The 22,414-nt window shown below is 50.5% G+C and carries 28 protein-coding genes; 3 read left to right on the top strand and 25 right to left on the bottom strand.

The features are described 5' to 3' along the window. Nucleotides 1-17: 17 nt before the first annotated feature. The 13 genes from PSTEL_RS13350 to PSTEL_RS13290 all read right to left on the bottom strand — a co-directional run bounded on the left by PSTEL_RS13350 (nucleotide 18) and on the right by PSTEL_RS13290 (nucleotide 11,587). A complete protein-coding gene (locus tag PSTEL_RS13350; protein ID WP_038695991.1) occupies nucleotides 18-575 on the bottom strand; it encodes a hypothetical protein in 558 nt (185 codons plus the stop codon). 24 nt (nucleotides 576-599) lie between these two features. Continuing rightward, on the bottom strand, nucleotides 600-1,169 hold the full coding sequence (locus tag PSTEL_RS13345; protein WP_038695989.1) for a histidine phosphatase family protein: 570 nt from the start codon (nucleotides 1,167-1,169) through the stop codon (nucleotides 600-602). Nucleotides 1,170-1,193: 24 nt separating this feature from the next. Continuing rightward, nucleotides 1,194-1,604 (bottom strand): cytidine deaminase, encoded by a 411-nt coding sequence (locus PSTEL_RS13340; protein WP_038695987.1) that lies wholly within the window; start codon nucleotides 1,602-1,604, stop codon nucleotides 1,194-1,196. Nucleotides 1,605-1,763: 159 nt separating this feature from the next. Then, nucleotides 1,764-2,546, bottom strand: coding sequence for an acetolactate decarboxylase (locus PSTEL_RS13335; protein WP_038695985.1), 783 nt, complete (start codon nucleotides 2,544-2,546; stop codon nucleotides 1,764-1,766). Between the two features lie 44 nt (nucleotides 2,547-2,590). Continuing rightward, nucleotides 2,591-3,352, bottom strand: coding sequence for an acetolactate decarboxylase (locus PSTEL_RS13330; protein ID WP_038695983.1), 762 nt, complete (start codon nucleotides 3,350-3,352; stop codon nucleotides 2,591-2,593). Continuing rightward, on the bottom strand, nucleotides 3,345-4,547 hold the full coding sequence (locus tag PSTEL_RS13325; protein ID WP_281176788.1) for a multidrug effflux MFS transporter: 1,203 nt from the start codon (nucleotides 4,545-4,547) through the stop codon (nucleotides 3,345-3,347). The genes PSTEL_RS13330 and PSTEL_RS13325 overlap by 8 nt, the downstream gene beginning before the upstream one ends. A 41-nt stretch (nucleotides 4,548-4,588) precedes the next feature. Next, on the bottom strand, nucleotides 4,589-5,200 hold the full coding sequence (locus tag PSTEL_RS13320) for a 2-oxoacid:acceptor oxidoreductase family protein (protein ID WP_038695979.1): 612 nt from the start codon (nucleotides 5,198-5,200) through the stop codon (nucleotides 4,589-4,591). Beyond that, on the bottom strand, nucleotides 5,184-6,977 hold the full coding sequence (locus tag PSTEL_RS13315; protein ID WP_038695977.1) for a ferredoxin family protein: 1,794 nt from the start codon (nucleotides 6,975-6,977) through the stop codon (nucleotides 5,184-5,186). The genes PSTEL_RS13320 and PSTEL_RS13315 overlap by 17 nt, the downstream gene beginning before the upstream one ends. Then, a complete protein-coding gene (locus PSTEL_RS13310) occupies nucleotides 6,974-8,014 on the bottom strand; it encodes a 3-oxoacyl-ACP synthase (RefSeq protein WP_038695975.1) in 1,041 nt (346 codons plus the stop codon). The genes PSTEL_RS13315 and PSTEL_RS13310 overlap by 4 nt, the downstream gene beginning before the upstream one ends. Nucleotides 8,015-8,038: 24 nt before the next feature. Beyond that, a complete protein-coding gene (gene phbB / locus PSTEL_RS13305) occupies nucleotides 8,039-8,779 on the bottom strand; it encodes an acetoacetyl-CoA reductase (protein ID WP_038695973.1) in 741 nt (246 codons plus the stop codon). A gap of 27 nt (nucleotides 8,780-8,806) precedes the next feature. Then, nucleotides 8,807-9,982, bottom strand: a complete 1,176-nt coding sequence (locus PSTEL_RS13300) for an acetyl-CoA C-acetyltransferase (protein ID WP_038695971.1) — start codon at nucleotides 9,980-9,982, stop codon at nucleotides 8,807-8,809. Nucleotides 9,983-10,088: 106 nt separating this feature from the next. Then, complete coding sequence (locus PSTEL_RS13295; protein WP_038695969.1) at nucleotides 10,089-10,877, bottom strand: helix-turn-helix transcriptional regulator; 789 nt, start codon at nucleotides 10,875-10,877, stop codon at nucleotides 10,089-10,091. Between the two features lie 119 nt (nucleotides 10,878-10,996). Further along, nucleotides 10,997-11,587, bottom strand: coding sequence for a GNAT family N-acetyltransferase (locus PSTEL_RS13290; RefSeq protein WP_038695967.1), 591 nt, complete (start codon nucleotides 11,585-11,587; stop codon nucleotides 10,997-10,999). Between the two features lie 297 nt (nucleotides 11,588-11,884). Between PSTEL_RS13290 and PSTEL_RS13285 the strand changes: the two genes are divergently transcribed. From PSTEL_RS13285 to PSTEL_RS13275, 3 genes are read left to right on the top strand one after another with little or no spacing between them, the layout of a single operon-like run. Next, nucleotides 11,885-12,874 (top strand): ABC transporter ATP-binding protein, encoded by a 990-nt coding sequence (locus PSTEL_RS13285; protein WP_038695965.1) that lies wholly within the window; start codon nucleotides 11,885-11,887, stop codon nucleotides 12,872-12,874. Continuing rightward, complete coding sequence (locus tag PSTEL_RS13280) at nucleotides 12,871-13,674, top strand: ABC transporter permease (RefSeq protein ID WP_038695963.1); 804 nt, start codon at nucleotides 12,871-12,873, stop codon at nucleotides 13,672-13,674. The genes PSTEL_RS13285 and PSTEL_RS13280 overlap by 4 nt, the downstream gene beginning before the upstream one ends. A gap of 3 nt (nucleotides 13,675-13,677) precedes the next feature. Then, on the top strand, nucleotides 13,678-14,460 hold the full coding sequence (locus PSTEL_RS13275; RefSeq protein WP_038695961.1) for an ABC transporter permease: 783 nt from the start codon (nucleotides 13,678-13,680) through the stop codon (nucleotides 14,458-14,460). Nucleotides 14,461-14,463: 3 nt separating this feature from the next. Here the strand turns inward: PSTEL_RS13275 and PSTEL_RS13270 are convergent, their stop codons facing one another. The 12 genes from PSTEL_RS13270 to PSTEL_RS13215 all read right to left on the bottom strand — a co-directional run bounded on the left by PSTEL_RS13270 (nucleotide 14,464) and on the right by PSTEL_RS13215 (nucleotide 22,397). Continuing rightward, on the bottom strand, nucleotides 14,464-14,694 hold the full coding sequence (locus PSTEL_RS13270) for a DUF6199 family natural product biosynthesis protein (protein WP_038695959.1): 231 nt from the start codon (nucleotides 14,692-14,694) through the stop codon (nucleotides 14,464-14,466). Between the two features lie 64 nt (nucleotides 14,695-14,758). Then, on the bottom strand, nucleotides 14,759-15,094 hold the full coding sequence (locus PSTEL_RS13265; protein ID WP_038695956.1) for a hypothetical protein: 336 nt from the start codon (nucleotides 15,092-15,094) through the stop codon (nucleotides 14,759-14,761). 13 nt (nucleotides 15,095-15,107) lie between these two features. After that, nucleotides 15,108-15,593, bottom strand: a complete 486-nt coding sequence (locus PSTEL_RS13260; RefSeq protein ID WP_038695955.1) for a hypothetical protein — start codon at nucleotides 15,591-15,593, stop codon at nucleotides 15,108-15,110. Between the two features lie 218 nt (nucleotides 15,594-15,811). Further along, complete coding sequence (locus tag PSTEL_RS13255; RefSeq protein WP_038695953.1) at nucleotides 15,812-16,501, bottom strand: HAD family hydrolase; 690 nt, start codon at nucleotides 16,499-16,501, stop codon at nucleotides 15,812-15,814. Between the two features lie 30 nt (nucleotides 16,502-16,531). Next, complete coding sequence (locus PSTEL_RS13250) at nucleotides 16,532-16,936, bottom strand: NUDIX hydrolase (RefSeq protein WP_038695951.1); 405 nt, start codon at nucleotides 16,934-16,936, stop codon at nucleotides 16,532-16,534. Then, complete coding sequence (locus PSTEL_RS13245; protein WP_038695949.1) at nucleotides 16,933-17,385, bottom strand: DMT family transporter; 453 nt, start codon at nucleotides 17,383-17,385, stop codon at nucleotides 16,933-16,935. Before PSTEL_RS13245 ends, PSTEL_RS13250 begins: the two co-directional genes overlap by 4 nt. A gap of 11 nt (nucleotides 17,386-17,396) precedes the next feature. Continuing rightward, nucleotides 17,397-18,095, bottom strand: coding sequence for a Crp/Fnr family transcriptional regulator (locus tag PSTEL_RS13240; RefSeq protein WP_038695947.1), 699 nt, complete (start codon nucleotides 18,093-18,095; stop codon nucleotides 17,397-17,399). Nucleotides 18,096-18,156: 61 nt separating this feature from the next. Beyond that, nucleotides 18,157-18,582, bottom strand: coding sequence for a DMT family transporter (locus PSTEL_RS13235; RefSeq protein WP_038695945.1), 426 nt, complete (start codon nucleotides 18,580-18,582; stop codon nucleotides 18,157-18,159). Between the two features lie 156 nt (nucleotides 18,583-18,738). Continuing rightward, on the bottom strand, nucleotides 18,739-19,188 hold the full coding sequence (locus PSTEL_RS13230) for a NusG domain II-containing protein (protein WP_245624947.1): 450 nt from the start codon (nucleotides 19,186-19,188) through the stop codon (nucleotides 18,739-18,741). Nucleotides 19,189-19,196: 8 nt separating this feature from the next. Next, nucleotides 19,197-20,180, bottom strand: coding sequence for a siroheme decarboxylase subunit beta (gene ahbB, locus PSTEL_RS13225; protein WP_038695943.1), 984 nt, complete (start codon nucleotides 20,178-20,180; stop codon nucleotides 19,197-19,199). A gap of 14 nt (nucleotides 20,181-20,194) precedes the next feature. Continuing rightward, nucleotides 20,195-21,196 carry a radical SAM/SPASM domain-containing protein gene (locus PSTEL_RS13220; RefSeq protein WP_038695941.1) on the bottom strand — a complete coding sequence of 334 codons (1,002 nt, stop codon included), beginning with the start codon at nucleotides 21,194-21,196 and terminating at the stop codon, nucleotides 20,195-20,197. Between the two features lie 28 nt (nucleotides 21,197-21,224). Then, nucleotides 21,225-22,397 (bottom strand): radical SAM/SPASM domain-containing protein, encoded by a 1,173-nt coding sequence (locus tag PSTEL_RS13215; protein ID WP_038695940.1) that lies wholly within the window; start codon nucleotides 22,395-22,397, stop codon nucleotides 21,225-21,227. Between the last annotated feature and the right edge of the window lie 17 nt (nucleotides 22,398-22,414).

Raw genomic sequence — 22,414 nt, 5'->3', positions numbered from 1 at the left:
TCACCTTCGTTTACGATTCAGTAAATTACATACTTTTTCAGAAAACAGGACATTGCGCCTGCAAGTATTGCAAATAAGGAGTATACCGTCACCAGTGTTTTTAATAAGGTAGCGACATTTGTTAAGACAGCAAGTACTTCCATTTGTCTTGGATATGAAACTAACATTGCTAATACCCCTATGTTCTCCACATATTCAAACACAATGATCAATAACGGCAGGAGACATATCGTCTGCGTAAACGTATTTAGGGGGAACATTTGCCGAAGAATCAGGGTAACAGACAAGCTGAAAAACAAACTGTAAATAAGCGGAAAGATGAAGTCAACGACTTCCAGTACAATATGGATTTTTCTCCCTTGGGGTCCGTAGGCTTCGATCATTGTGTAGACTTTGTCTGCGGAATAATTAAAGGTTGAATCTATGACTCCAATTCCGCCGGATAACTGTTTGAGTTGGGGGACACCCAGGATAAAATTCAGCAAGATGTAGAGAGAAATAATTGCAACACACAATATTACAACCAGCCTGGGCGTTGCCAATTTAGAAATCATTGTGTACACATCATTGATCACCAAGAATCCCCCTTATTCAGATTCCTATAAGCATATTCTATCAATGTTAACTAATGTATCTTCATTAAATTCCATCTTGTAAATATCCGGTTTGGACGTGTTCATTAAGAACTCATATCCATATTGATTATCGAAGTGGTTCATCATTAGGGTCATAACGAGACCGTGGGTTCCGATTGCTACTCTTTGCCCTTTGTATATGGTTAAAATTTCCTTCAATGCTGCCACCGCTCGTTGCTGACACTCTGTCATCGACTCACCCATTGGAGGTACATAGTCAGGGGTTTCAAACATTTTTCTCACCATTGCGTATACTTCCTGATCTCCTACGACTTTGTCTTCGGTTGAGAACATGAACTCTTTCAAATCCTCGATTACAGATACTTCTTGCCCGCAAAAGTGGGCTAATCCCTCAATCGTCATAACAGCTCGCTTATAGGGACTTGATACGAAGCTGGTGATTCCCTCGTCCTTCAAAAGTTCTATTATTTTCTCCGAATCAAGTCTACCTTTCTCACTTAAACCACGGGTTCTTTCATTTCCTTCGGTTTTTGGCGATTCTCCATGTCTGATCATATATATGCAGGTATTCATTGCTTCCTCCTGGTTGCTGTCTGTTCATCTTTCATATTTGTCCGGCAATAATTGTTGTATATTCTTATTAAAATAATGGTTGGTCCCCTTCAAAATAACTTGTATGTCTGCTCCATAATCGCTAATCAATTCCCTGCAGATGCCGCAAGGCGATACAACTTCAATGGTTTGATCCTCTTCTGTCGGATCGGGATGCCTTACGGCTACTATCGTAGCAAAATCATCCTCGCCTTCAGATATAGCTTTGCCCAAGGCGATCGCTTCAGCACACACAGATACTCGGCCGATGTAAGCCTCTAGATGCACCGCTGTGTATATTTTTCCTGTTTTTGTCCTAACCGCCGCTCCAATGTGATGTTTGCCATCTTTGTATAAACTTCTTATCGTGTTCTGCGCTGCCTCTATAAGTTCCAGATCAACTTTCTCGATATTCAACTTCGACCCCGCTCCTTAATCATTTGTACTTACCTGAAAGAGTCACCTCAATATGTAAAAAGAAATAGACCGCCCTGGCCAGGATCACGGTCTATTTCCGCCCCATCATTAGATGGAAAAAAGCACCAAGTATAACTAAACTCAGTATAGCTTATATTATTATGCTTTTATAGTGGCCCCAGGTAGGATTTCTTTGCCTCCAATGCCTTCCTTGATCCATTCCGATACCCGTCTGGACATGGCCTCATTTCCATTCAGGTCAACTTCATAGAAAGCGGGATCAGCCTTCGGAAGCTGAAGATTCAGCTGATGCTTGGCATCGATCCACAGTACGCCTTCAGTCATTTTGCAATCGATCACATGGCCCATAAATTTCCGGTCATCGCTGATGAAATGCGCGTGCAGTCCTCCCGCTCCACCGTTGATCCCTGATAAAAATGACGGGAGCCAGAAGGCAATGATGGTGCCGCTGATATTATCCACTTCAACATTGATGGATTGGTCTGTCATTTCGGGAACGACACGCGGATACGGCTTCTGAAACGATAAGGGGATAGACGTTTGAATGGATTCGAACTTGCCTTTGCATTTGACGGCGTACATGATATTGGGAGTCGGCAATGCCGAATCAATATAGGCTCTCAGATCGTTCAGGTCCATCGTCTGCTGAAGCCTGACCGGATTGGTCTCCTCGAAGAAGGCCAGCAGAAATAACCCGATCTTCTGATCGTCTTTGACTACTTTATTGACATAGGTCTGATTATCCAGCAGCAGAACCGATTCCTGCATCCCCTTCGTGCAGCCCAGCCCGAAATCTCCCCACTCACTCAGATCGCGAATTGTAACCTCTGTCTCCATCACGCCCGCAACAAGCGCTGCCGTTGTATTGACTTGCGTATACACATCCGTATTGCGGTACTCTACATTTTGACCGTTCTTCATCTAAACCCCTCCTCCATCGGATTCTTCGCCTTACACACTGGCATTTATTGCAGTGAAATGTCCACGACCTGTTGAAGGATGTTCATCGTATCGGATAAATCGGCTTGGTAGTACTCCTCATCGCTGGGAAGAACGAGCCGCAAAGTATGCTTGTAATCCAGATAGGCAGTTCCGTCAATCAGTGTAAAATCAATCATATGACCTCCGTACTTGCCGTCCTCTGTAATGAAGTGAAAATGGTAGCTTAGCCCGGAAATCTCGCCAAGATGTTCCGGCATAAGGTAGCCAACCAACGTTCCGCGCTCGTTATGATACGTTCGGACATGCTTGGATAAAGCGGTGTTGATCCCTTTGGGATACGGCTTCGGCTGGGCAGGATAACATTTGGTCCGTAAAACTTCGAAGAGACCTTCGATCTTGATCGCATACATGATGTTGGCTGAGGGAAGCGCCTGCTCGATCGCAGACTTCGTCTCCTCATAGGTGGCTGCTGTGTGCAAAGGAACAATCTGATCCGTTTTGAAAAAGGAAAGTAGCATTTTGGGCGTTAGGTCCTCTCGGTCAATGGAACGAGTCTGCCCATATTCATCAAAATGATGGATGATACCGTCCAGAATGGCGATTTCGCCATGGAGTCCCGTAATGCTGCCAATGCCGAAGTCCCCCCATTTGCTCAAATCCTTCAAAGGCACAAATCCATCCAATACTCCCGCGAACACGGCGCCATAGGTTGACACTTGATAAACGGTATCCATATCCCCCAGCACCAGACTCAATTCCCGGTTCGCGGCTTTCGGTTCATACATGCAGTTTCTCCTCCTTTTCTTTGCCGGCCGGCAGCTTATCAACATAATGGCAGACACCAAACAGCAGGATCGAGATGAGCATCAGTCCGCTGTATGTGAACGACATCGGAAGCTGGGAATCGACCTTTAAATGGCTGGCGAATGTTGTGACGAGCGATACGATGACACCCGACAGAGAGCCGAACAAGGAACTTGCCGTACCCGCCAGATGGGCAAACAGTTCCATTGATCGCGCTAACGTATTGGGGACGATAAAACCGCAGACAAAGACGATCAGCAGAACCGGAATCACCGTTCCGGGAAGACTCACGCCTGCCGCAAACTCAATCAAAATCATGATCAGGCTGAAAATCAACGCACTGGATAATCCGAAGATCAATAAGGTCATGATGGGATAACGGCCCACGCTGAACCGATTGCCAATCGACCCCAAGAAATAAGAAGCTCCCAGTACCAGCGCAATATAACCGTAAATCACGGAAGAATAGCCAAGAACATTCTGGATGAGAAAAGGCCCCATCGTGTTGAACAGCACCACTGAAGCGTAACCGAATCCGCCGATGATCGTCATACCCATGAATACGGGATCTTTAATAATCTTTCCGATGTTCGAGAGCGTGATTTTCAGGTTCAGCTTAACCAGATTTTGATTGGTTTCAGGCAACCGCGCCAGGGCTAAACCAAAAATAATCAGGCCGTACAATCCAAAGAAATAGAAGTCGGCTTTCCAGCTTAAATATTCTTCAAAATAACCGCCGATAAATGGACCGATGATCGGGCCTAGCGACCAGCTTAATCCGAAGTAATTCGTTGCTTTGGCCAACTCTTTTCCTTTATAACAATCCACGACCATTGCCCGGCCCACAACCGCCATCCCGCCAACGCTTAAGCCCTGGATGAGCCGGCATAGATTGAGCACTTGAACAGTCGGCGAGCTAATACAGATCAAACTGATGATTCCATAGCTCAATGAGCTGCCCAGCAGTATTTTTCTACGCCCATAACGATCCGAGAGAATTCCGAGCATCATCTGCCCCACACCATATCCCAGCATATACAGGCTAATGCTCCGCTGAACGGTTCCGGTATCGCTATGATAATAAGACACGAGCGAGGGCAGAGAAGGCACATATAAATCGACCCCGAGTCCCATTAGAAAAGGAACCAAAAAAACCAATAACGAAATAATCCGCATCTCTGAAGCTGAATGCTTCACTTCATCACCTCATCTGGCAGTTAGTATGCTGTCGTTCTCTCAAATAACTGTCTCCCGTATTCAAAAGCTCTAAGATTCAATTGAAGATATGAGGGAGATATATTGTTCTTCAGCAATTCGATCAAGCTCTGGATGTCCAGCTCCATCTGTTCCGCGAGCACAGCCAAGGCGATCATATTGCGCACACGATTGAACTCCGGATCGGCCCGGTCGACTTCCGCATCGTCAATAAACCGGACCGGGAAACCTAATCGCTGAATGATTTCCCGTTTGCTGCCCTGAATATCAGCCTGAAGCCTCGTATTTACCGTTGGCGGACTCAATTCATACGTGCTGCTAATAATCCGCCCGTCCTTCTTCAGGTAATGGGCATTGCGCAGCGTCTCGATTTGTTCAAAAGAAATGAGCGCCTCTGCCGTACCAAATGGAATAAGCGGAGAGTAAATGCGTTCTGTCGAGTATCTGAAATGACATTCAACGCTCCCTCCCCGTTGTCCAAGTCCCATTACATCCGAGATTTTGATCTCGTATCCATGATGGGTGTAGTACTCGCCAAGTATTTTGCCGAACAGGCCTATCCCCTGGCCACCCAATCCGCAAATGAGGTAACTTCCTTTATCCGGAGCACTCATAGCTTATCGCCTCGCTTTTACAGGTTGCGGCGCATAATTTGCAGCCAACGCACAGATTTTCGTTGATTTGAATCTCCTCGCCTTGATCCGTTGTTTTAATTTCCAATGCGAGACAACCGAGCTGAAGACAGCTTTTGCAATGAACGCATTTGCTCTGCACAACATGCCCGGATACGGACCGATCCGGCTTGATTTTCAACAGACAAGGCTTCTGAACGATGACGACTGAGCTTTCTTGTGAGTTGACGGCGCCAAGCACCGCGTCTTCCAATTCCTCAAGATCATAGGCATCAACTGTACGGATATCACGAATTCCGATCGCCCGGCACATCTCTGCGATGCTCAGACGATTCTCCGGATTGTAATGAGCTCCAAAATCGCCGGATGGAAGACTCTGGCCCCCCGTCATTGCGATGCATTGATTGTCTACGATAATAACCGTGGAATTTACCGAATTGTAGACCATATTAATCATTCCGTTAATTCCGGTTGCCCAGAACCCGCCATCCCCTATGACCGCAACATACTTCCGCTCTCCTTGTCTCTGATTCATCACGTTCACACCGTGAGCCATCCCGATGGAGGAACCCATATGCTTCGCGTTATTGAAAGCGCCGATATGCGGGAAGACGCCGATCCCGCCGCAGGTCACATCGGTTGAAGCCTCGATTCGATGCTTCTTCAGAATGTGATAGACGAATAGATGGGAGCAGCCGGCACAATTCATCGGCAGACGGAAGGAAACATTCTGGATCGGGTGTACGCTGACTTCTGTTGAACCCAGCTTCTGTGATATCAGTTCGGGGCTGAAGCATGTGGATTCCGGAAATTTGGGGAACAGGCTCTCCCCGATGACATCGAAGCCAAGGCTTTTGATCTCCTTCTCGAGGAACACATGACCGTCTTCAATGACATACAGCCGGTTAACATGATCCGCAAGCCTGCGAATCAGACGCTCCGGAAGCGGATAGACCAAGCCGAGCTTCAAGACCGAAGCCTCCGGCAGCATTTCCTTGACATAGCCATATGGCACACCTGCGGTGATGATTCCAATGTCACTGCCGTTTATTTCAAGCACATTCACCGGAAGGTCTGCGGATTCTTCCTTGAGGCTGCGCAGTGCCTGGGCAAAATCATGATCGAACCGGCGAATCTTGGCATTCGAGGAGTCTGCCATGCCGATCATCATCGTGCTTGCCAGCACGCCATAATAGCTGAATTTGTATTTCTTGCGGAATGCCTTCTGATATTGGTAAGTGTCGTCGATGTCCACCGTGCTGCGTGTCTTGCATGTGATGGAAGTCAGACGGATAATGACCGGCAGGCTGAGCCGCTCACTGAGCTCAAAAGCAAGCTTCATATATTCCAGAGCTTCCTGGCTGTCTGACGGTTCGAGCACGGGAACCCCGGCGCTGTCCCCGTAATGACGGCAGTCGTTGCAGTCATCGCTGATCCGTCCGGCATCGTCCGATACCACGAGCACCAGCCCTCCGTTCGTCTGTGCTTGAGCTGCGGACATCAGCGCGTCATGAGCGACATTGAGCCCGACAGTCTTCATGACGGCATAGCTTCGATAGCCGGCAAAAGAGGCTCCCATCGCGACCTCCAGAGCCACCTTTTCGTTCGTTGACCACTCCGAGTAGATTTCAGCGTACTTCCTCATCGTCTCTTCAATCACTACCGTTGAAGGGGTTCCCGGATAACCCGTCGCCATGCCGGCTCCCGCTTCATAAGCGCCCCGGGCGACCGCTTCATTTCCTGTCAGAACAACCTTCATCCCGTTTCACTCTCCTTCCTCGCACTTGCTGCGCTGCCCCAATGAATTACCGAAGCAGCCCATATAAACCCGACGCCTGCCGCTGTCATGACCACCGTGCTTCCATCTTTGATTTTGCCGTCTGCAAGCCCGATCTGCAGAGACAGAATGGGATCATTTTGTCCCAAGTGGCCATACTCATCCAGATAAGTGGATTGATTCTCGGATAAATTGAACTCGGACAGATAGTGATGATGTGAAGATTTAGGAAGATGCAGAATTGCCAAATAGTCAATGTCCCGGTCACTCTTCCCGGACTTGAACAGCGCCTCGCGGATAACCGAGATGAAATTCGGCACGGTCTTTGCTTTCAGCCGCTCCTTGAAATTGCTCGGATCTTTTACCGTGAAGTGCAATCTTTGCAGCTCATTCTCCTTCGGGGGCCAGTGCTTGGCACCGCCATATTCCACGACACAATCGTCTGCGAAGCTCCCGTCGCTCTTAAACGCCGTTGCCAAAATCACGTTGATCGGTGCATTCTTCTGGATAATTAGCGCCGAAGCTCCTGCAGCGACATCGATAAGAAAAGAGGTTTCCTTGCACTTCAAATCAATCAGATCACTGTCCCGATACCCGCTTACAAGCAAAATGTTGTGGTAGCCTTCGTTGCCTGCCAGCAATGAGCGCGCGATTTCGATCGCGCTGATCATAGAGCCGCAAAGGGCTGACATGTCGAATGACCAGGCGTTGAGAGCATTCAGCTCGCTGGCGATTTTGGTGCCGGCAAGCCAGGATATATAATCTTTGTGCTGGCCTCCAGCCCAGATCACAACATCAAGCTCCGCAGCGGACAGCCCGGAATCAGCCAGTGCACTTTGAGCAGCGCGTACCCCCATGTAGAGCGGAGTTTCCTCTGGGACGGCCACCCGTTTTTGCTTAAGACCGTACTTCTCCACAATGACCGATTCCGGAATGCCCGACTGTTTAGCCAGCTCTTTAGCCGTAACGATGGACTCCGGTACATAGATTCCCAGACCGATAATGCCGCAATGACTCATACCTGTTCACCCCTTAGCGGTTAATCAATACATATGCAGTCCTCCATTCACGGAGATAACCGAGCCTGTAATGTACTCTGCACCGCCTGTTGTGAGAAAATAGACAACCTCGGCGATTTCTTCCGGTTTACCAAGCCGTCCTACCGGAATCTGTCCAATAATATCGTCGAGAATATTTTTCGGGATGCTCGCCATCATGTCGGTCTCTATATATCCGGGCGATACGGTGTTAACCGTAATGTTCTTATTCGATACCTCCCTTGCCAATGACTTGGTGAACCCGTGAGTACCAGCTTTTGCAGCCGCATAATTGGTCTGTCCGAACTGTCCCTTCTCGCCGTTGACCGATGAAATATTGATGATGCGGCCGTAATTCCGTTTGAGCATCAGGGGCAGCACATGACTTGTGATGTTGAACAGGCTGTCCAAATTCGTTCTCAGCACGGCGTCCCAGTTTTCCTTCGTCATTTTTTTCAGGCTTGCATCCCTCGTAATCCCCGCGTTATTAACCAGGATGTCGATTTGCCCGTATTTCTGCTCAATATCCGCAACGGTTGACCTGCATTGTTCATAATCACTCACATCGCAGACATAGCAATCCACGTTGGAATATCCTTCGGAAATTCGCATATCCAGCCACCGGGCATTTCGCTCGGCATTTGTAGCACATGTAATGACCCGGAACGAATTCTCAAGAAAGTTTTTGCAGATGGCCTCTCCAATCCCGCGTGTTCCTCCGGTAACCAAGGCAATTTTTTCGCTCATATAGGGCACACCTTTCAAAGGCAGATTCTATCTTTCGAGCAGCATTGCAGCTCCCATCCCGCCGCCGATGCATAAGGTCGCCAGACCTTTTCGGGCATCGCGCCGCAGCATCTCATGCAGCAGGGTGACAACGATTCGTGCCCCGGAAGCGCCAATCGGATGGCCAAGTGCTATCGCGCCGCCGTTGACATTTACTTTATCGGTATCCCATTGCATCTCCCGGTTGACCGCGATGGCTTGAGCCGCAAAAGCTTCATTCGATTCGATCAAATCCAGCTCCTGAACTTCCCACCCTGCCCGGGACAGTGCCTTCTTGCTGGCCATAATCGGACCTGTGCCCATTAATGAAGGGTCCACACCGACATTGGCGTATCCCGCAATTCTTGCCAAAGGCTTGAGACCCAGTTCATGCGCTTTCTTCTCGCTCATTAACAGGACGGCAGCGGCTCCATTGTTAATACCGGAGGAATTACCAGCAGTAACCGTGCCGTTCTCTTTGAATGCCGGCTTCAACCTGGATAGCACCTCCAAGCTTGTGCCCGGCCGTGGAAATTCATCTTTATCAAAAGAATGAACAGTACCTCTTTTTTCAATCTGAATCGGAATAATCTCTCTGGCGAACCGTTCATTTTGAATTGCTTCATTCGCTTTAGCCTGTGAATTGACGGCAAATTCGTCCTGCTCCGTGCGGGAGATCCCGAACTTCTCCGCGATATTCTCCGCAGTGATTCCCATATGATAGTTGCCAAATGCATCGCATAAGCCATCCTGAATCAGACTGTCTACAAGCTCCCAGTTGCCCATCCGTTGGCCCTTCCGGGACTTATTCAGGATGTGCGCGGCCATATCCATATTCTCCTGTCCTCCTGCGATAACAATGTCCGCATCCTGGCAGCATATAGCTTGTACACCCAATTGAATGGCCTTTAACCCCGAACCGCACACTTTGTTGATCGTATAGGCGCATGATTGATACGGAAGACCGGCCTCGTAAGACGATTGCCTGGCCGGATTTTGCCCGCATCCCGCTGTGAGCACATTGCCTAAAATAACTTCATCAATTTCACCAGCCTTAAGGCCGCTTCTCTCCATAAGTCCTCTGATAACTGCACTTCCAAGGGTGGTCGCTGATGCTTCAGAGATTACCCCGCCAAATGCTCCAATCGCTGACCGCGCCGCCGCAACGATAACAACATTCTCCATGCACCTCAGTCTCCTATCCATATAATGATTTATTTCTAAGCTCTATTTTACCTATCATTTCCAGTTGTCGAATCACCCTGCACAAACAAAAAAAGGGTGAAATTTCTCACCCTTTCTCCATGCATTCGATATTTAGTTGTGTAGCCTGTTCAATCATGCTGTCGATTACGAAGAGGCAATGCTCCAGCGAATTCACATCCAGCTTTCGGTATATGCTCTTTAGATGGCTTTTCACGGTGTTCGGCGATACCTTCAGATAGTCCGGAAGCTGGTGAATCGACTCCCCGGATTTCAGATGGTATAAGACCTCAATCTCTCTGGGAGTCAGCCCTATTTGATTATCCAGTATTAACGCTCCAAAGAAGGTAAGCCTATCCGGTTTAAGCTTTCGGTCCATTCGGAGCAGCGCCGCAACATAATCACTCACCAATTGGACTACAATTTTACAATGGTTGATCTTTTCATCTATTTTCAGCGAGATACTGACGACCCCTTTGAACTCTTCCATAAAATATACGGGAGCGGCAATACAGGTCCACGACAGCAAGGCGTCCCAGGAATGCTCCGGACCGTTGACCACTTCCATTTGTTTGGATTTCAGCACTTTACCGACGGCAGTAACGCCGCCATGCCCCACATTGGTCCCGAGCTTCAATCCATTCTCGAATAAGAACTGAACGGTCTCGATATCGGCAATCAGATCGATCATGCAGCCGTTCTTGTCCGTCAAACAGATGAATTTCTCTTTGGCCAGCAATTGTTCGAACACCTTCTTCAGAACTTGTCTGCTGCCTTGAATCAATGAATAATTCTGCTTCAAGAGCTTGGATAACTGAGCTTCCGTTAATGTCAGTCTCGGTTGAGCGGCAACTCTTTTTCTTTCCACAACGTTCACATTAATCACTCCTTTGCCCACGATTAATTCAGATACCCAGTATGAAACATATAGGCTATTTTATGTAAATATTGTACTCCAATAGGAATTTAATTAATATGAAAAATAAGCTTGCCGGATCAATCCAGCGGGAACCCTGGGGAACTGGGAATTCTCCGATCCACCTCTTCTTTACAGATCCCATAATAGACCCGGTCATCATATTCATCCAGATCCTCATAGTAAAAGCTCTGCCGCAGCGTGCCCTCATAAATCATGCCCGATTTCTGCAGAACTCTGGCGGAATGCTGATTTCTGGCCCGGTGGAAAGCCTGAAGCCTGTTGAGACTGGTGTAGGAAAAAGTATAGGCAATGACCGCCCGGAGCGCTTCGCTGGCATAGCCGTTTCCCTGATAGCTTCGTCCGACGCAGTATTCGATATCGGCAAAATGATGCCGTGTATCCACGCTGCAAAAGGCAATCTGGCCAATACATTCCCGGTCTTCTCTCCGGATCATTGCCCACCGGTAAAACTCAGGTTCCGCATAGGATGCCGTCCACTTCCGCAGCAGCTCCATGACTTCTTCCTCACTATCATATACCGGCTCGCCATACTCGTGCTGAACCTCGGGATCGCCGATCCAATTGCGAAGCATGCTTTCAGCGTCTCCGGGTTCAAAAGGCCTCAGCAGCAATCTGCCGGTTTCGATTATCGAAGTTGCGATTTGCATCGTTATTCCTCCTGGCTCACATAAGTAATATATTCTCCGCTCCCCTGTCCGCATCCTTCCATGATATGGTACTTTGTGATGCCAGGTCTGCCTTTGACATACGGATGATAAAGGGGATAAAACACAAAAAAACGACATTTTCATGTCGTTTGGGTGTTTTAGATAGATTTTAAGCAAGGGGTCGTATCCCCGTTCCTTATGATATTAGTATAAACGGCCGGAAAACATAAGTCTAGTCTTTTTTTGGGAATTCCGATATAGTCGTTCATGCTAAACCATGAAACGGAGGTATCCCACTTGAGCACACCCCTTATTGAATTAAATGGCATCCGCAAAACCTTCAAGGTTGCCGAGCGCTCCGCCGGCGCTTTGCAGGCAGCCAAATCGTTGTTCCACCGGAAGCATCGGCTCGTAGAAGCGCTGAATGATATCAGCTTCTCGATACGGGAAGGCGAAATCGTCGGCTACATCGGCCCGAACGGCGCGGGCAAATCGACAACCATCAAGATTATGTGCGGCATTCTAGTACCGGATGGCGGGAGCTGCAAGATCCTGAACCGCACCCCCTGGAGTGAGCGAACCGCTTATGTCGGGCAGATCGGCGTTGTGTTCGGACAGCGCTCCCAATTGTGGTGGGATGTGCCTGTCCTGGATTCCTTTGAGCTGCTGCGGGACATTTACCGCATACCGGAAGCCCGCTACCGCAGCAATCTGTCCATGCTGACGGAGACGCTGTCACTTGGAGAACTGCTCCGGGTGCCGGTCCGCCAGCTCAGTCTCGGGCAGCGGATGCGCTGCGAGATTACCGCGTCGCTGCTGCATGATCCGAAAATTCTGTTTCTGGATGAGCCGACGATCGGCCTTGATGCCGCCAGTAAAATTGCAGTCCGGCAGTTCATCAAGACGATCAACCGCGAGAAAGGCGTGACCGTCATTCTCACCACCCATGATATGAACGACATCGAGGCGCTTGCGGACCGGATTCTCATGATCGGCAAAGGCTCTCTCCTGTATGACGGCTCCCTTCAGGAGCTAAGGCAGAAATACGGCAGCCGCCGGACGGTTACCGTGGATTTTCTGGAATGCAGGCAGCAGCCGCAGATTCCGCTGGCCTCCCTCCATTCCTGGACTCCGGAGCAGGCGGTGTTCAGCTATGACAGCGGGCAGTTCAGCCTTGCAGAGCTGATCGCGACGGTATCGGAAACGGCGGAAGTCCGGGATGTGTCGGTGGAGTCGGCCTCCGTGGACGAAGTGATCCTTCAGCTGTACCGGGAGCATCGGATATGAGAGCTTATTTATCGGTTGGTAAATTGCGATTTGTCATGGGGATGCAGTATCGGGCCGCCGCAATCGCCGGGCTTCTGACCCAGCTCTTCTTCGGTTTCGTCTTTATCATGGTATATGAGGCATTCTACCGCTTCGGGGGCGGGAATCAGCCGATGAGCCTGCAGGACGTGATCACATACGTATGGCTTCAGCAGATGTTCCTGAACCTGATTGCGCTTTATTTTCGCGATACGGATATTTTTCAACTGATTACCGGGGGTAACATTGCTTACGAGCTGTGCAGGCCCTGCGATTTGTACGGCTTCTGGTACGCCAAGCTGCTTGGAACCCGTGTATCTGCCGCCCTGCTCCGGACTCTGCCGATCCTGGTCATCGTTCTCCTGCTGCCCGAGCCTTATGCTCTGCATCTTCCGCCTTCAGGCTCGGCATGGCTGCTGTTCGGAGCGTCGCTCATACTCAGTGTCCTGCTCGTATGCTCCATTTCCATGCTGATCTACATCTCGATCTTCTGGACGATGTCGCCGACCGGTTCGCTTCTGATGATCGCTACGGCAGGTGAATTTTTCGCCGGCATGATCATTCCGATACCGCTGATGCCGGACTGGATGTCGGCGGTCGCGAGCGCCCTGCCTTTCAGGTGGACAGTCGACTTTCCGTTTCGGGTCTATACGGAGAATATCCGGGCAGACCAAGCTATGATCGGGATTGGCATTCAATTGATTTGGCTAGCGGCTCTGATCGGTCTCGGCTTGTTCCTTCTCAAGCGGGCTCTGCGGCAGGTCGTTGTGCAAGGAGGGTAAACGATGAGGTTGTACTTCAAATATATGTCCATACTGCTGCGCTCCCAGCTGGAGTACCGGGCTTCCTTCTGGATGCTGTCGCTGGGGCAGTTCTTTATTCCGTTCTCGATATTCGCCGGCCTCTATTTCATGTTCTCGCGCTTTGGCGGGATTCCCGGCTGGAGCTTTTATGAAACCGCCCTGATCTTCGGCGTCATTCATATGTCCTTCTCGCTGGCCGAATGCCTGGTTCGCGGATTTGACGGTTTCTCCACCTTGGTGGTTAGCGGGGATTTCGATCGGCTGCTGGTCAGGCCAAGAGGTACGGTTATTCAGGTGCTCGGCAGCAAATTCGAGTTTACCCGGATCGGCAGAATGGCCCAAAGCACCGTTGTGCTGGTCTGGGCCATACTGAATCTGCCGATTGCCTGGACACCGCTTAAAATCCTGACTCTCGTGATGATGATCGCGGGAGGCGCATTGATTTTTGCGGGTATTTTTATTCTGAACGCAACGTTATGCTTCTGGACGGTTCAGGCTCTGGAAGTCGCGAACATCTTCACGGACGGCGGCAGGGAAATGGCACAGTACCCACTGAACATTTACAGGAAACCGGTTAAGATCTTCTTCACCTTCATAATTCCGTTTGCCTGTGTCAGCTATCTGCCAATGCTCTCGCTTCTCGGCCGGGCAAAGGGACACTCTCTCCTCTATTCCTTGCTGCCGCTGGCTTCCCTGCTGTTTCTGCTGCCTTGTCTGGCAGCCTGGCGCTTCGGCGTCCGGCATTACCGGGGAACGGGGTCTTGAGTTTCAATGATGAAAATACGGCAGAAGCAGCAGCGTAAGTCCGATCAGTGAAAGAAAGCCGGTTCCTATGGCAGACAGGATGAAATAGGCGCGGGACGGTTCCCGCGTCGCTTTCCAGCCTTGGGTAATCTCCCAAAAAAGGCGGGGCTTAATGGTAGCAAAAATGGCGGTGAACGTCCATACGGTAAGGAACACCGTGATGGCAACCGACAACCAGCTTATCTGCGATGGCATCAAATCCCCCCTTTTTCTAATACGGATATACCAATTCCTTCTGACTAGTGAACCCGGTTCGCTATTAAAACAGATGTGGCGTCGGAGGATCTATGAATGGATTTTCAATAATAAGGCTCAAGGTAATTTGGGTGAACACGCTAAAAAAAACAACCAATAATATATATTTCTTCACATCTTTAATTTTCCCATCCTGTATCCTTTCAGAGGACATGATCATTGTAATAACATTTACGGCAATCATTAAGATACATATCAACGCTTGACCCAGTCCTGTCATGAAACCCTTTGTGTAAAATTCAGAAAAAATAATAAACAACAGCTTTAAGATAGCTACGGGCAATAAGAATGCTGCCAATAATAATCCAAGATGTATAAATAGTTGCTGTCCCCTTAGCATTGCTTGTTTCCCCCTATTGAGAAAAGGTGATTGTTGAGTCAGGATCAAAGTAATCTATGACAACCGCCTGTGCGCCCGGATCATTAATCAGAAATATGCCTTGCTTCAGCCACACATAACCCGGTAAATTGGAATTCGTGCTCGGCTTGCCTTCCCCGTACAAACGGTTGAATCTTCGGTGAAAATAATCCGTAAGCCGATCCCGGGCATCCGGTTGTTCCAATTCATAAAGATAGCTGGCTAAGCTTAGCCGATTTTGCCGGTTCTGAGGAAAGAAATAATACACTTCGGCATTTGGAGAGTACCGGGAATCCAGCCTGTAAATAAGCTCGCCCGTGGCACCATCCGAATGCTCGTCATTTAGCGTCAGCGATTCCCGCGCTTTTACTTCTGCTTGGCTCATCCCCCACTCCACATCACGGAAGGCAGGTAAGTCCGATTTGAATGTGGTAAGCAGCAGCAAGGAAAGAAGTGCAATCGCCAAGTTAAACACACGCATAAGGAATAACCCTCTTTGAATGAATAATCGAATGATACGGGAGCGATGACATACCTATAGAGTAACTCTTTTAGAGCAACTCCTTATGTTATAAATTCCCATATAGAATAATTCGACACTGCTCGCGGATGTTCCTTTGGCGGACAGGCCACCGCCCTAAATAAAAAACCGCCATCCCATTGTATTCAGGATAACGGTTGTGAGAATGCGGCGGCTGATCAGCCATATGTATGCGTAAGCAATATGTTTAGTTCATCAAGCGATTTGACGGTGTAGTCGGGCTGAACATCATGATCCCATGTTCGCCCTAATCGGTTAAGCCAGCAGGCTGATATCCCTTCCCTCTTGGCTCCGAGCACATCGGAAGGCGAATCTCCGATATGAAGGACCTCGCCGGGGGCGACCTGGAAGGTTTCGAGCACTTTTTTGAACATGGCATTGTCGGCATCATTCTTGTAAGAGCGGTGAAGCTCCGACATAAACACAGGAATCTCATAGCTTGAGCAGAAACCCGGCATCATCGCTTCATCCGCATCGCTCACGACGCACAACCGGTATTTGCGGCCCATATCCTCCAGGAAAGAAGCCGTCTCCGGGTACATCTCGGACAACGTATGTTCTCTGAACAGAATATCCACCGCAGACGAAACATCATAATTGATCCCCAGCTTGCCGAACAAGGAAGCGAAGCTGCGTCCGTACACGTCGCTCATTAGGTTGAAGACGCCCGGGGTTGTCGGTGCATTCCAATGAATGTGCAAGTGCTCCTGCAGCATTTCGGCGTATTGACGCGCGGTTTCCGCCTTGAATCGATCCAGCAGAATCGGTCTCCAGATATGCTCGGTCCGGCTGTTAACATTGACAAGTGTCTGGAACATGTCCAGACTGATAACCTTGAAATCGGCCACGAGGTTCCTCCTCCCTCTTACGATTCCATTTTATGACAAGAGCCCTTCTTCACGCAACCGGTCGAAAATCAACTGGCTGGCAGCCGATACTTGATCACGGTCACTGTAGGTAAGCCATGTCAGTTCTTCAATCTCGGAAGCCGCCTCCAGATTTCCTTCATAATCACCGGTATAGCAGGTCATGGAGACTGTGGTGCCTTCCGTCTTGCCGTGAGCCGCCGCTGTGAACGTTCCATAATGCACGATGCTGTCCGGCACGATGCGTACCGTCAGCTCCTCCCACACCTCGCGGATCAGCGCCTCTTGGTCGCTTTCGCCAGGCTCTCTTTTGCCCCCTGGGAGATAATACATATCCTTACCCTTGGAGCGTGCGCACAGCAGCCGGCCTTGATCCAGGCGAATCCATGCGATTTTATCAATAATGTTCAAGCTCATGCCGTCTGTCTCTCCCTTCCTCCCAATTTGAATACCAGAATTCCGCCGATAATGACAAGCACTCCGATCAGCTGCTGAGAAGTAAACGGCACCTTATCCAGGCCCATCAATCCAAGCGAGTCCCAAAGCAGCGCACAGCCGAGCTGTGCGGTCAGCACGACGGATACTGCGTAGGTTGGTCCCAGCATACGGATGGACAAGGTCAGGCAGATCACAACGCCCACGCCGATTGCTCCGCTTATCCAATACCAGGGCTTCATATGACTTAGCGTGAACAGCCCGCCCCCCTCAAAGATAATGCCGAACAGAAGCGAAGCTGCGAACCCCATGAAGAGGACAAGTGTTGTCGTGGACCAGGAGCCTGTATGTTCATTGACCTTACTGTTAAATATCGTCTGCAGACTGACCAGCGATCCCGCCAGTATGGCGAGAAGCAATCCCTGAATCATCTTGATTTCTCCTATTCGTAAATGTTTTTGTCGGCGATCCGGCTGAGTCCTTCTCTGTCCTTCACGATAAGAAACCCTTTGCTGCGGATGATCAGACCGTCTTGGCACATCTTGCGGATCGTCCGGTTCAAATGGCGGTAACTCGTGCCGATCAGATTGGCCACATCCGTCAAGACGAGCGTACTGAGCTTGCCTTGATACCCCGGGTCCGAGTCATCGTACGTAACCGACAGCAGATAGCTGGCCAGACGGACCTCCACCGGGTACAAAAGATTAAAGCGCAGCGTGTTGTTCTTCTGATGGAACTTGCGGGTAATGACATCCAGCAGAAAGCTAAGCAGCGCCGGGGAATCCTGTCCGTACTTACGCATCAGCCGACAAGGCACACCGATCATTTGAACCGGTGTCACCGCTTCAACCGTGTTCATGATTTTGATGTTCTGAACGTACTCGATATCTCCGATCACCTCGACCGGCGTGGTGAAATTCAGAATAAGCGACCGGCCTTCCGGCGAGGTGGTGAATACCTTGATTTTTCCCTTGACCAGAATATACAGTGATTCCGCGAGATCGCCCTGGGAACAGACCAGCTCTCCCCGTTCAAAATCGTACAAAGTCATGGAAGACTTCAATTGCTCGTTAAAAATATTCTGAAATCCGTATTGGTTCATATAGGCCTGAAGCTGCGCGGAATCTTGGATTTCCTTCATCTGTCGCCCTCAACTCCAATTGTGAGTAGTCTTCCGCCTGAACGGCGTTCTTCCCATCGTATCAGAATTTCAGGATGATAACACCCGCGACCATCATACCGAGGCCGATGAACTGAGGCAGCCTCATCGTGCGCTTCAGGACGCCGAACCATCCTTTCGTGTCGATCAGAAAAGTCAGCAGCAGCTGGGCAATCAGCAGCGCGGAGACCGTCAGCGTTACCCCGACTCCCTTAATTGCAGTTACCTCGCTGAAAATAATGATCGCCGCAAAGCCGCCTCCCGTGATGTACAGCGGATTTACGCGTTTGGCCCAACCTTGCTTACGGTCGCGGGTGAACAGCAGAATCAGCAGTGAAATAAGAAAGCCGGTCAGCTGCGTAATCGTTGCCGCCTGCCAAGTCCCGATATCCCGGCTGATTTGAGCGTTCGCCACCCCCTGCAGCGTAATGCAGGCGCCCCCCAGCAGAGCCAGTAATAATCCCCTCATGGTAGTCTCTCCTTTATTTATGCTCTGCTCTTATTTAAAGCGATCTTAAACCTGACGTGAAGGACATATGTCCTCAAATTGCGAGAAAAACGGCCTTCCGCTTCATACGCCAGTCCGTTAATGGCTGTGTATGATGCAAAAGGCCTGTTGGTTGGCTTATCCGGGATGGATAACGCCGTCGATCTCATTCTCCGAGGAGCTCCGATGCGGGTTATACACTTCCACATATACCCGATTTGGGATGCAAATGATTTGCTGATAAGGCTTAGATTTAAAGCCCATGTCCAGAGCGATCGTCTTCGGAGCGTCCGACTGTACCATCTGAATCCCGTAATTATACACTTTAAGCGTATTATGTCCAAATGACGTTCGAATGTGTATATACTGCGTATCCTTAGTAAGCGAAACGTCCCGGTACAGCTTGCCGTCCACCAATATTTTGGCCGCAAGCTCTCCGGGGCGATACTCGCTATGATCCATAGTTACCCATCGAATTCCATAGATCGAGCCTGCAATCAGCAACCCGATCATAATGATCAGCCAGTCTCCGCGTTTCATGATGTTCCCGCCTCTTTCCAAATAACGGATGAGCAGATACTCGCTCACATGCCGCACTAAATCGTAAAGCTTGTCTTCTTCAACTCCGCTGTGCTGAACAGAAGCTCGTACTTTCCGATGCCTTCCTTCAGGGCAAACTCTTCGGCGACAGACCGCACAATTCTCTCATCCGTACCGTGAATCATGGCGTATAGATTGTACGGCCATTCGGGATACGCCTGCCGCTCGTAGCAGTGGCTCACTTCCGTATGGCCCGCCAGACGGGTTCCCGCCTTCTCCAGCACCTCTTCGGGAACCTCGGCGACGAACAGCCCGTTGGCAGTGTAACCGGCCTGACGGTGCATCAGAACTGCGGCGATCCGCTTAAGTGCCCCGGCGGAATGAAGCCGCTGCAGCCTTTCGAGAACTTCCTCCGGTTCACAGCCGATGCGGGCCGAGATTTCGTCAAAGGGCAGCTCTGAGAGCGGAAGACTGCCTTGAAGCTCACGGATCAGTTCCCAATCTCTATGCTCCCAGTTCACGTCCGTTGCCGGGTGAAGCAAGGGCTTGCTGGCACTGCCGCTCCGTTCGCCGTCCGCGCCTTGCTCCTCCATGTTCAGAAATACCCTCAGCTTGAACACTCTTTTGGTAGGAAAAGCATAGATCCCGGTATGTCCGGCTGCTTCCCCGATCTCGCTCAGAATGGCCGTCCGATCTTCCTCAAATCGGGAGGACAGCGTGAACCACATATTCAGCCGGTTCCGGCGGCGGTAATTATGCGTGACGCCCTTAAACCGGTTCACTACGGCCGCCGTATGAGCAAAGCGGGATTCGTCAACCTCCATTGCGTACAGACACCCCCGGTATCCGAGGGCGGAAGGGTTAAACACGCCGCCGATCCGGCGGATTATACCTTCCTGCTGCAACCGTTCCAATCGCTTCCGAATGTCTTCATATTGAAGCTGAAGCTCGTCCTCGAAGGAGTCCCATGGCCGTTTCACAAGTGGAAGTCCGATCTGAAGACGGTTCAGCAGCTTCTTGTCAGCCAAATCCAGAGGCATGTCCGCCCTCCCTTCTATAGAGCCAGTTCTCTTTTGTAGCACCAGGGTTCTTCGGCCATCAGATTGCCTCCGCTGTAGTAGAAGGAACGGGCACGGCAGCCTCCGCAGATGCCGACATCAGGGCAGGAGCCGCAGGCTCCCGCATATTTTTCGAAGTTTCGTAGTTGGTGAAAAACAGGACTTTCTCTCCAGATCGTATCGAAAGACTGCTCCCGGACATTCCCCGCTTTGACAGGCAAATATGGGCAGACATGAACATCCCCGTCAGGCAGGATGGAGCAATACGCAACACCGGCGAGGCAGCCCCGCGTGTAACGCATCTCTAGCCCCATCGATTTCGCCAGCGGCATGAACTGGGGAGCACAGGTTGGTTTGATTTCAAGCGATGACGATTTCTGCAAGGATAGGACATTCCGGAGAACCGAGTAATACCGGTCCCGCTTCAGGCTCTCCTCTTCAATCTGTATTCCTCTGCCCGTGGGCACAAGGAAGAACGGATGTAACGATGCCACCTTAAGCTCTTCTGCCAGCTTGGCTACCTGCTCGAAATGTTCCGTGTTCTCTTCGGTCAGCGTCATATTAATCTGCACGCGAAGCCCGGCCTCTTGGGCATATTTAATGCCCTGCACCGCTTGCTGCCAGCCCTCGGAAGCATTGCGGAACCGGTTATGATGCTCCGGATCGGCGCTGTCGAGACTGATGGCAATTCCGCCGAGTCCCGCTCTCTTAAGCTCTGCGGCTTTGTCCGCCGTCAGCAGCGTACCGTTGCTCCCAAGCGCCGGACGAAGTCCCACTGAAGATGCGAAGGCAACAAGCTCGGTGAGATCCTCGCGGATCAGAGGCTCTCCGCCGCTTAAGATAAGCAGCCGGAATCCGGCATCGCGAATCTGCGTAATAAGCAGCTTGCCTTCCTCCGTGCTCAGCTGTGAATCAATCGGTGAATCCGGGCCAGAATCGCGATAGCAGTGTTCACAGTACAAATTGCAGCGTTTGGTGACATTCCAGGATATTAGCATCTAAGATCACCTTTCTGACGGAGATTGGTCAACCGATTCCGATTTCCTGATCGCTTAAATAGCAGGAAGGGTCTTCGCCCCACAGATCGCCGGTGGCGGTTGCCCGCGCCCGGAAGTTGCCGTTGCAGACGTCCAGCCAATTGCATTCCCGGCATCTGCCCTGTAGTAGCGGCTTCCGGTCCCGAAGACCCGCCAGGAGAGGGTGAGAGGCTTCTCGCCAGATTTCGCTGAATGCGCTCTCTCTGATGTTTCCTACCGCTTCGTCTCTTGTGAACTGATCGGCATACACGTTGCCGTTCCAATCGACGCAGCCGATTGCGATGCCGGAACGGTTGCCCCCATTGCGGCGGAGCAGGTCCAGCGCCTCGGCTGCGCGGTCCGGGTCATGCTCCATCATTTTCTGATAAATATAGATGCCGTCAGCATGGTTGTCCACCGTGAGCAGCTCGGTCTTGCGCCCTTTGGCGTGAAGCTCTCTCGCCTTCGCCATGATGCGGTTCAGCGCACTGCGCGACTGTTCGTGGGTCACATCCTCCCGCTGGAGGCCGCTGCCTCTGCCGGAGTAGACCAGGTGATAGAAGCAGGCACGCGGAATATTCTCTTGTTCAATCAGCTCCAGGATACCGTCCAAATCGTCATAGGTATGTCTGCTTATGGTGAACCGGACGCCCACCTTCTGTCCGATGTCCAGACAGTTCCGGATGCCGGCGAGCGAACGTTCGAACGCTCCTCTCCGGCCTCTGAATTCATCATGCCGCTCCGACAGTCCGTCCAGGCTGATGCCTACATATCCGGTGCCCGCGGCTTTCAGCCGGCTCGCCATCTCCGGTGTAATCAATGTTCCGTTCGTAGATATTACCGGCCGCAGTCCCTTACTGGAAGCATAGGCGATCAGCTCCAGCACGTCTTTTCGCATAAGCGGCTCACCGCCCGAGAACAGCAGTACAGGCGCGCGGAAAGCCGCCAAATCCTCAATAAACGCTTTCGCTTCCTCAGTCGTCATCTCATTCGGTCCAGATGCGGGACAGGCCTCGGCATAGCAGTGCTTGCAGCTCAGATTACAGGCCTGTGTCGCGTTCCATACAACAACAGGTCCTCTGCCCGCCGAAACGCCGTGCGGTCTGCTGTCCCGCTTAATCGAGTATCGCAGATCGTCTCCTTCACCCTTCATACCGGTAAGCAGCTTCGTTACATTGATCATGGAAGGTCCTCGCTTCG

The organism is Paenibacillus stellifer (assembly GCF_000758685.1).
Lineage (GTDB): Bacteria > Bacillota > Bacilli > Paenibacillales > Paenibacillaceae > Paenibacillus_AQ > Paenibacillus_AQ stellifer.
The sequence above is the reverse complement of the archived record's forward strand: the minus strand, read 5'-3'. Positions and strand labels throughout refer to the sequence as shown.

Excerpts from the sequence above, each read along its gene's own strand:
- PSTEL_RS13345 (WP_038695989.1), bottom strand. The coding sequence starts at position 1,169 with ATGAATACCTGCATATATATGATCAGACATGGAGAATCGCCAAAAACC.
- PSTEL_RS13335 (WP_038695985.1), bottom strand. The coding sequence starts at position 2,546 with ATGAAGAACGGTCAAAATGTAGAGTACCGCAATACGGATGTGTATACG.
- PSTEL_RS13330 (WP_038695983.1), bottom strand. The coding sequence starts at position 3,352 with ATGTATGAACCGAAAGCCGCGAACCGGGAATTGAGTCTGGTGCTGGGG.
- PSTEL_RS13325 (WP_281176788.1), bottom strand. The coding sequence starts at position 4,547 with ATGCGGATTATTTCGTTATTGGTTTTTTTGGTTCCTTTTCTAATGGGA.
- PSTEL_RS13320 (WP_038695979.1), bottom strand. The coding sequence starts at position 5,200 with ATGAGTGCTCCGGATAAAGGAAGTTACCTCATTTGCGGATTGGGTGGC.
- PSTEL_RS13315 (WP_038695977.1), bottom strand. The coding sequence starts at position 6,977 with ATGAAGGTTGTTCTGACAGGAAATGAAGCGGTCGCCCGGGGCGCTTAT.
- PSTEL_RS13310 (WP_038695975.1), bottom strand. The coding sequence starts at position 8,014 with ATGAGTCATTGCGGCATTATCGGTCTGGGAATCTATGTACCGGAGTCC.
- phbB (WP_038695973.1), bottom strand. The coding sequence starts at position 8,779 with ATGAGCGAAAAAATTGCCTTGGTTACCGGAGGAACACGCGGGATTGGA.
- PSTEL_RS13300 (WP_038695971.1), bottom strand. The coding sequence starts at position 9,982 with ATGGAGAATGTTGTTATCGTTGCGGCGGCGCGGTCAGCGATTGGAGCA.
- PSTEL_RS13290 (WP_038695967.1), bottom strand. The coding sequence starts at position 11,587 with ATGCAAATCGCAACTTCGATAATCGAAACCGGCAGATTGCTGCTGAGG.
- PSTEL_RS13280 (WP_038695963.1), top strand. The coding sequence starts at position 12,871 with ATGAGAGCTTATTTATCGGTTGGTAAATTGCGATTTGTCATGGGGATG.
- PSTEL_RS13275 (WP_038695961.1), top strand. The coding sequence starts at position 13,678 with ATGAGGTTGTACTTCAAATATATGTCCATACTGCTGCGCTCCCAGCTG.
- PSTEL_RS13270 (WP_038695959.1), bottom strand. The coding sequence starts at position 14,694 with ATGCCATCGCAGATAAGCTGGTTGTCGGTTGCCATCACGGTGTTCCTT.
- PSTEL_RS13265 (WP_038695956.1), bottom strand. The coding sequence starts at position 15,094 with ATGCTAAGGGGACAGCAACTATTTATACATCTTGGATTATTATTGGCA.
- PSTEL_RS13260 (WP_038695955.1), bottom strand. The coding sequence starts at position 15,593 with ATGCGTGTGTTTAACTTGGCGATTGCACTTCTTTCCTTGCTGCTGCTT.
- PSTEL_RS13250 (WP_038695951.1), bottom strand. The coding sequence starts at position 16,936 with ATGAGCTTGAACATTATTGATAAAATCGCATGGATTCGCCTGGATCAA.
- PSTEL_RS13245 (WP_038695949.1), bottom strand. The coding sequence starts at position 17,385 with ATGATTCAGGGATTGCTTCTCGCCATACTGGCGGGATCGCTGGTCAGT.
- PSTEL_RS13240 (WP_038695947.1), bottom strand. The coding sequence starts at position 18,095 with ATGAAGGAAATCCAAGATTCCGCGCAGCTTCAGGCCTATATGAACCAA.
- PSTEL_RS13235 (WP_038695945.1), bottom strand. The coding sequence starts at position 18,582 with ATGAGGGGATTATTACTGGCTCTGCTGGGGGGCGCCTGCATTACGCTG.
- ahbB (WP_038695943.1), bottom strand. The coding sequence starts at position 20,180 with ATGCCTCTGGATTTGGCTGACAAGAAGCTGCTGAACCGTCTTCAGATC.
- PSTEL_RS13220 (WP_038695941.1), bottom strand. The coding sequence starts at position 21,196 with ATGCTAATATCCTGGAATGTCACCAAACGCTGCAATTTGTACTGTGAA.
- PSTEL_RS13215 (WP_038695940.1), bottom strand. The coding sequence starts at position 22,397 with ATGATCAATGTAACGAAGCTGCTTACCGGTATGAAGGGTGAAGGAGAC.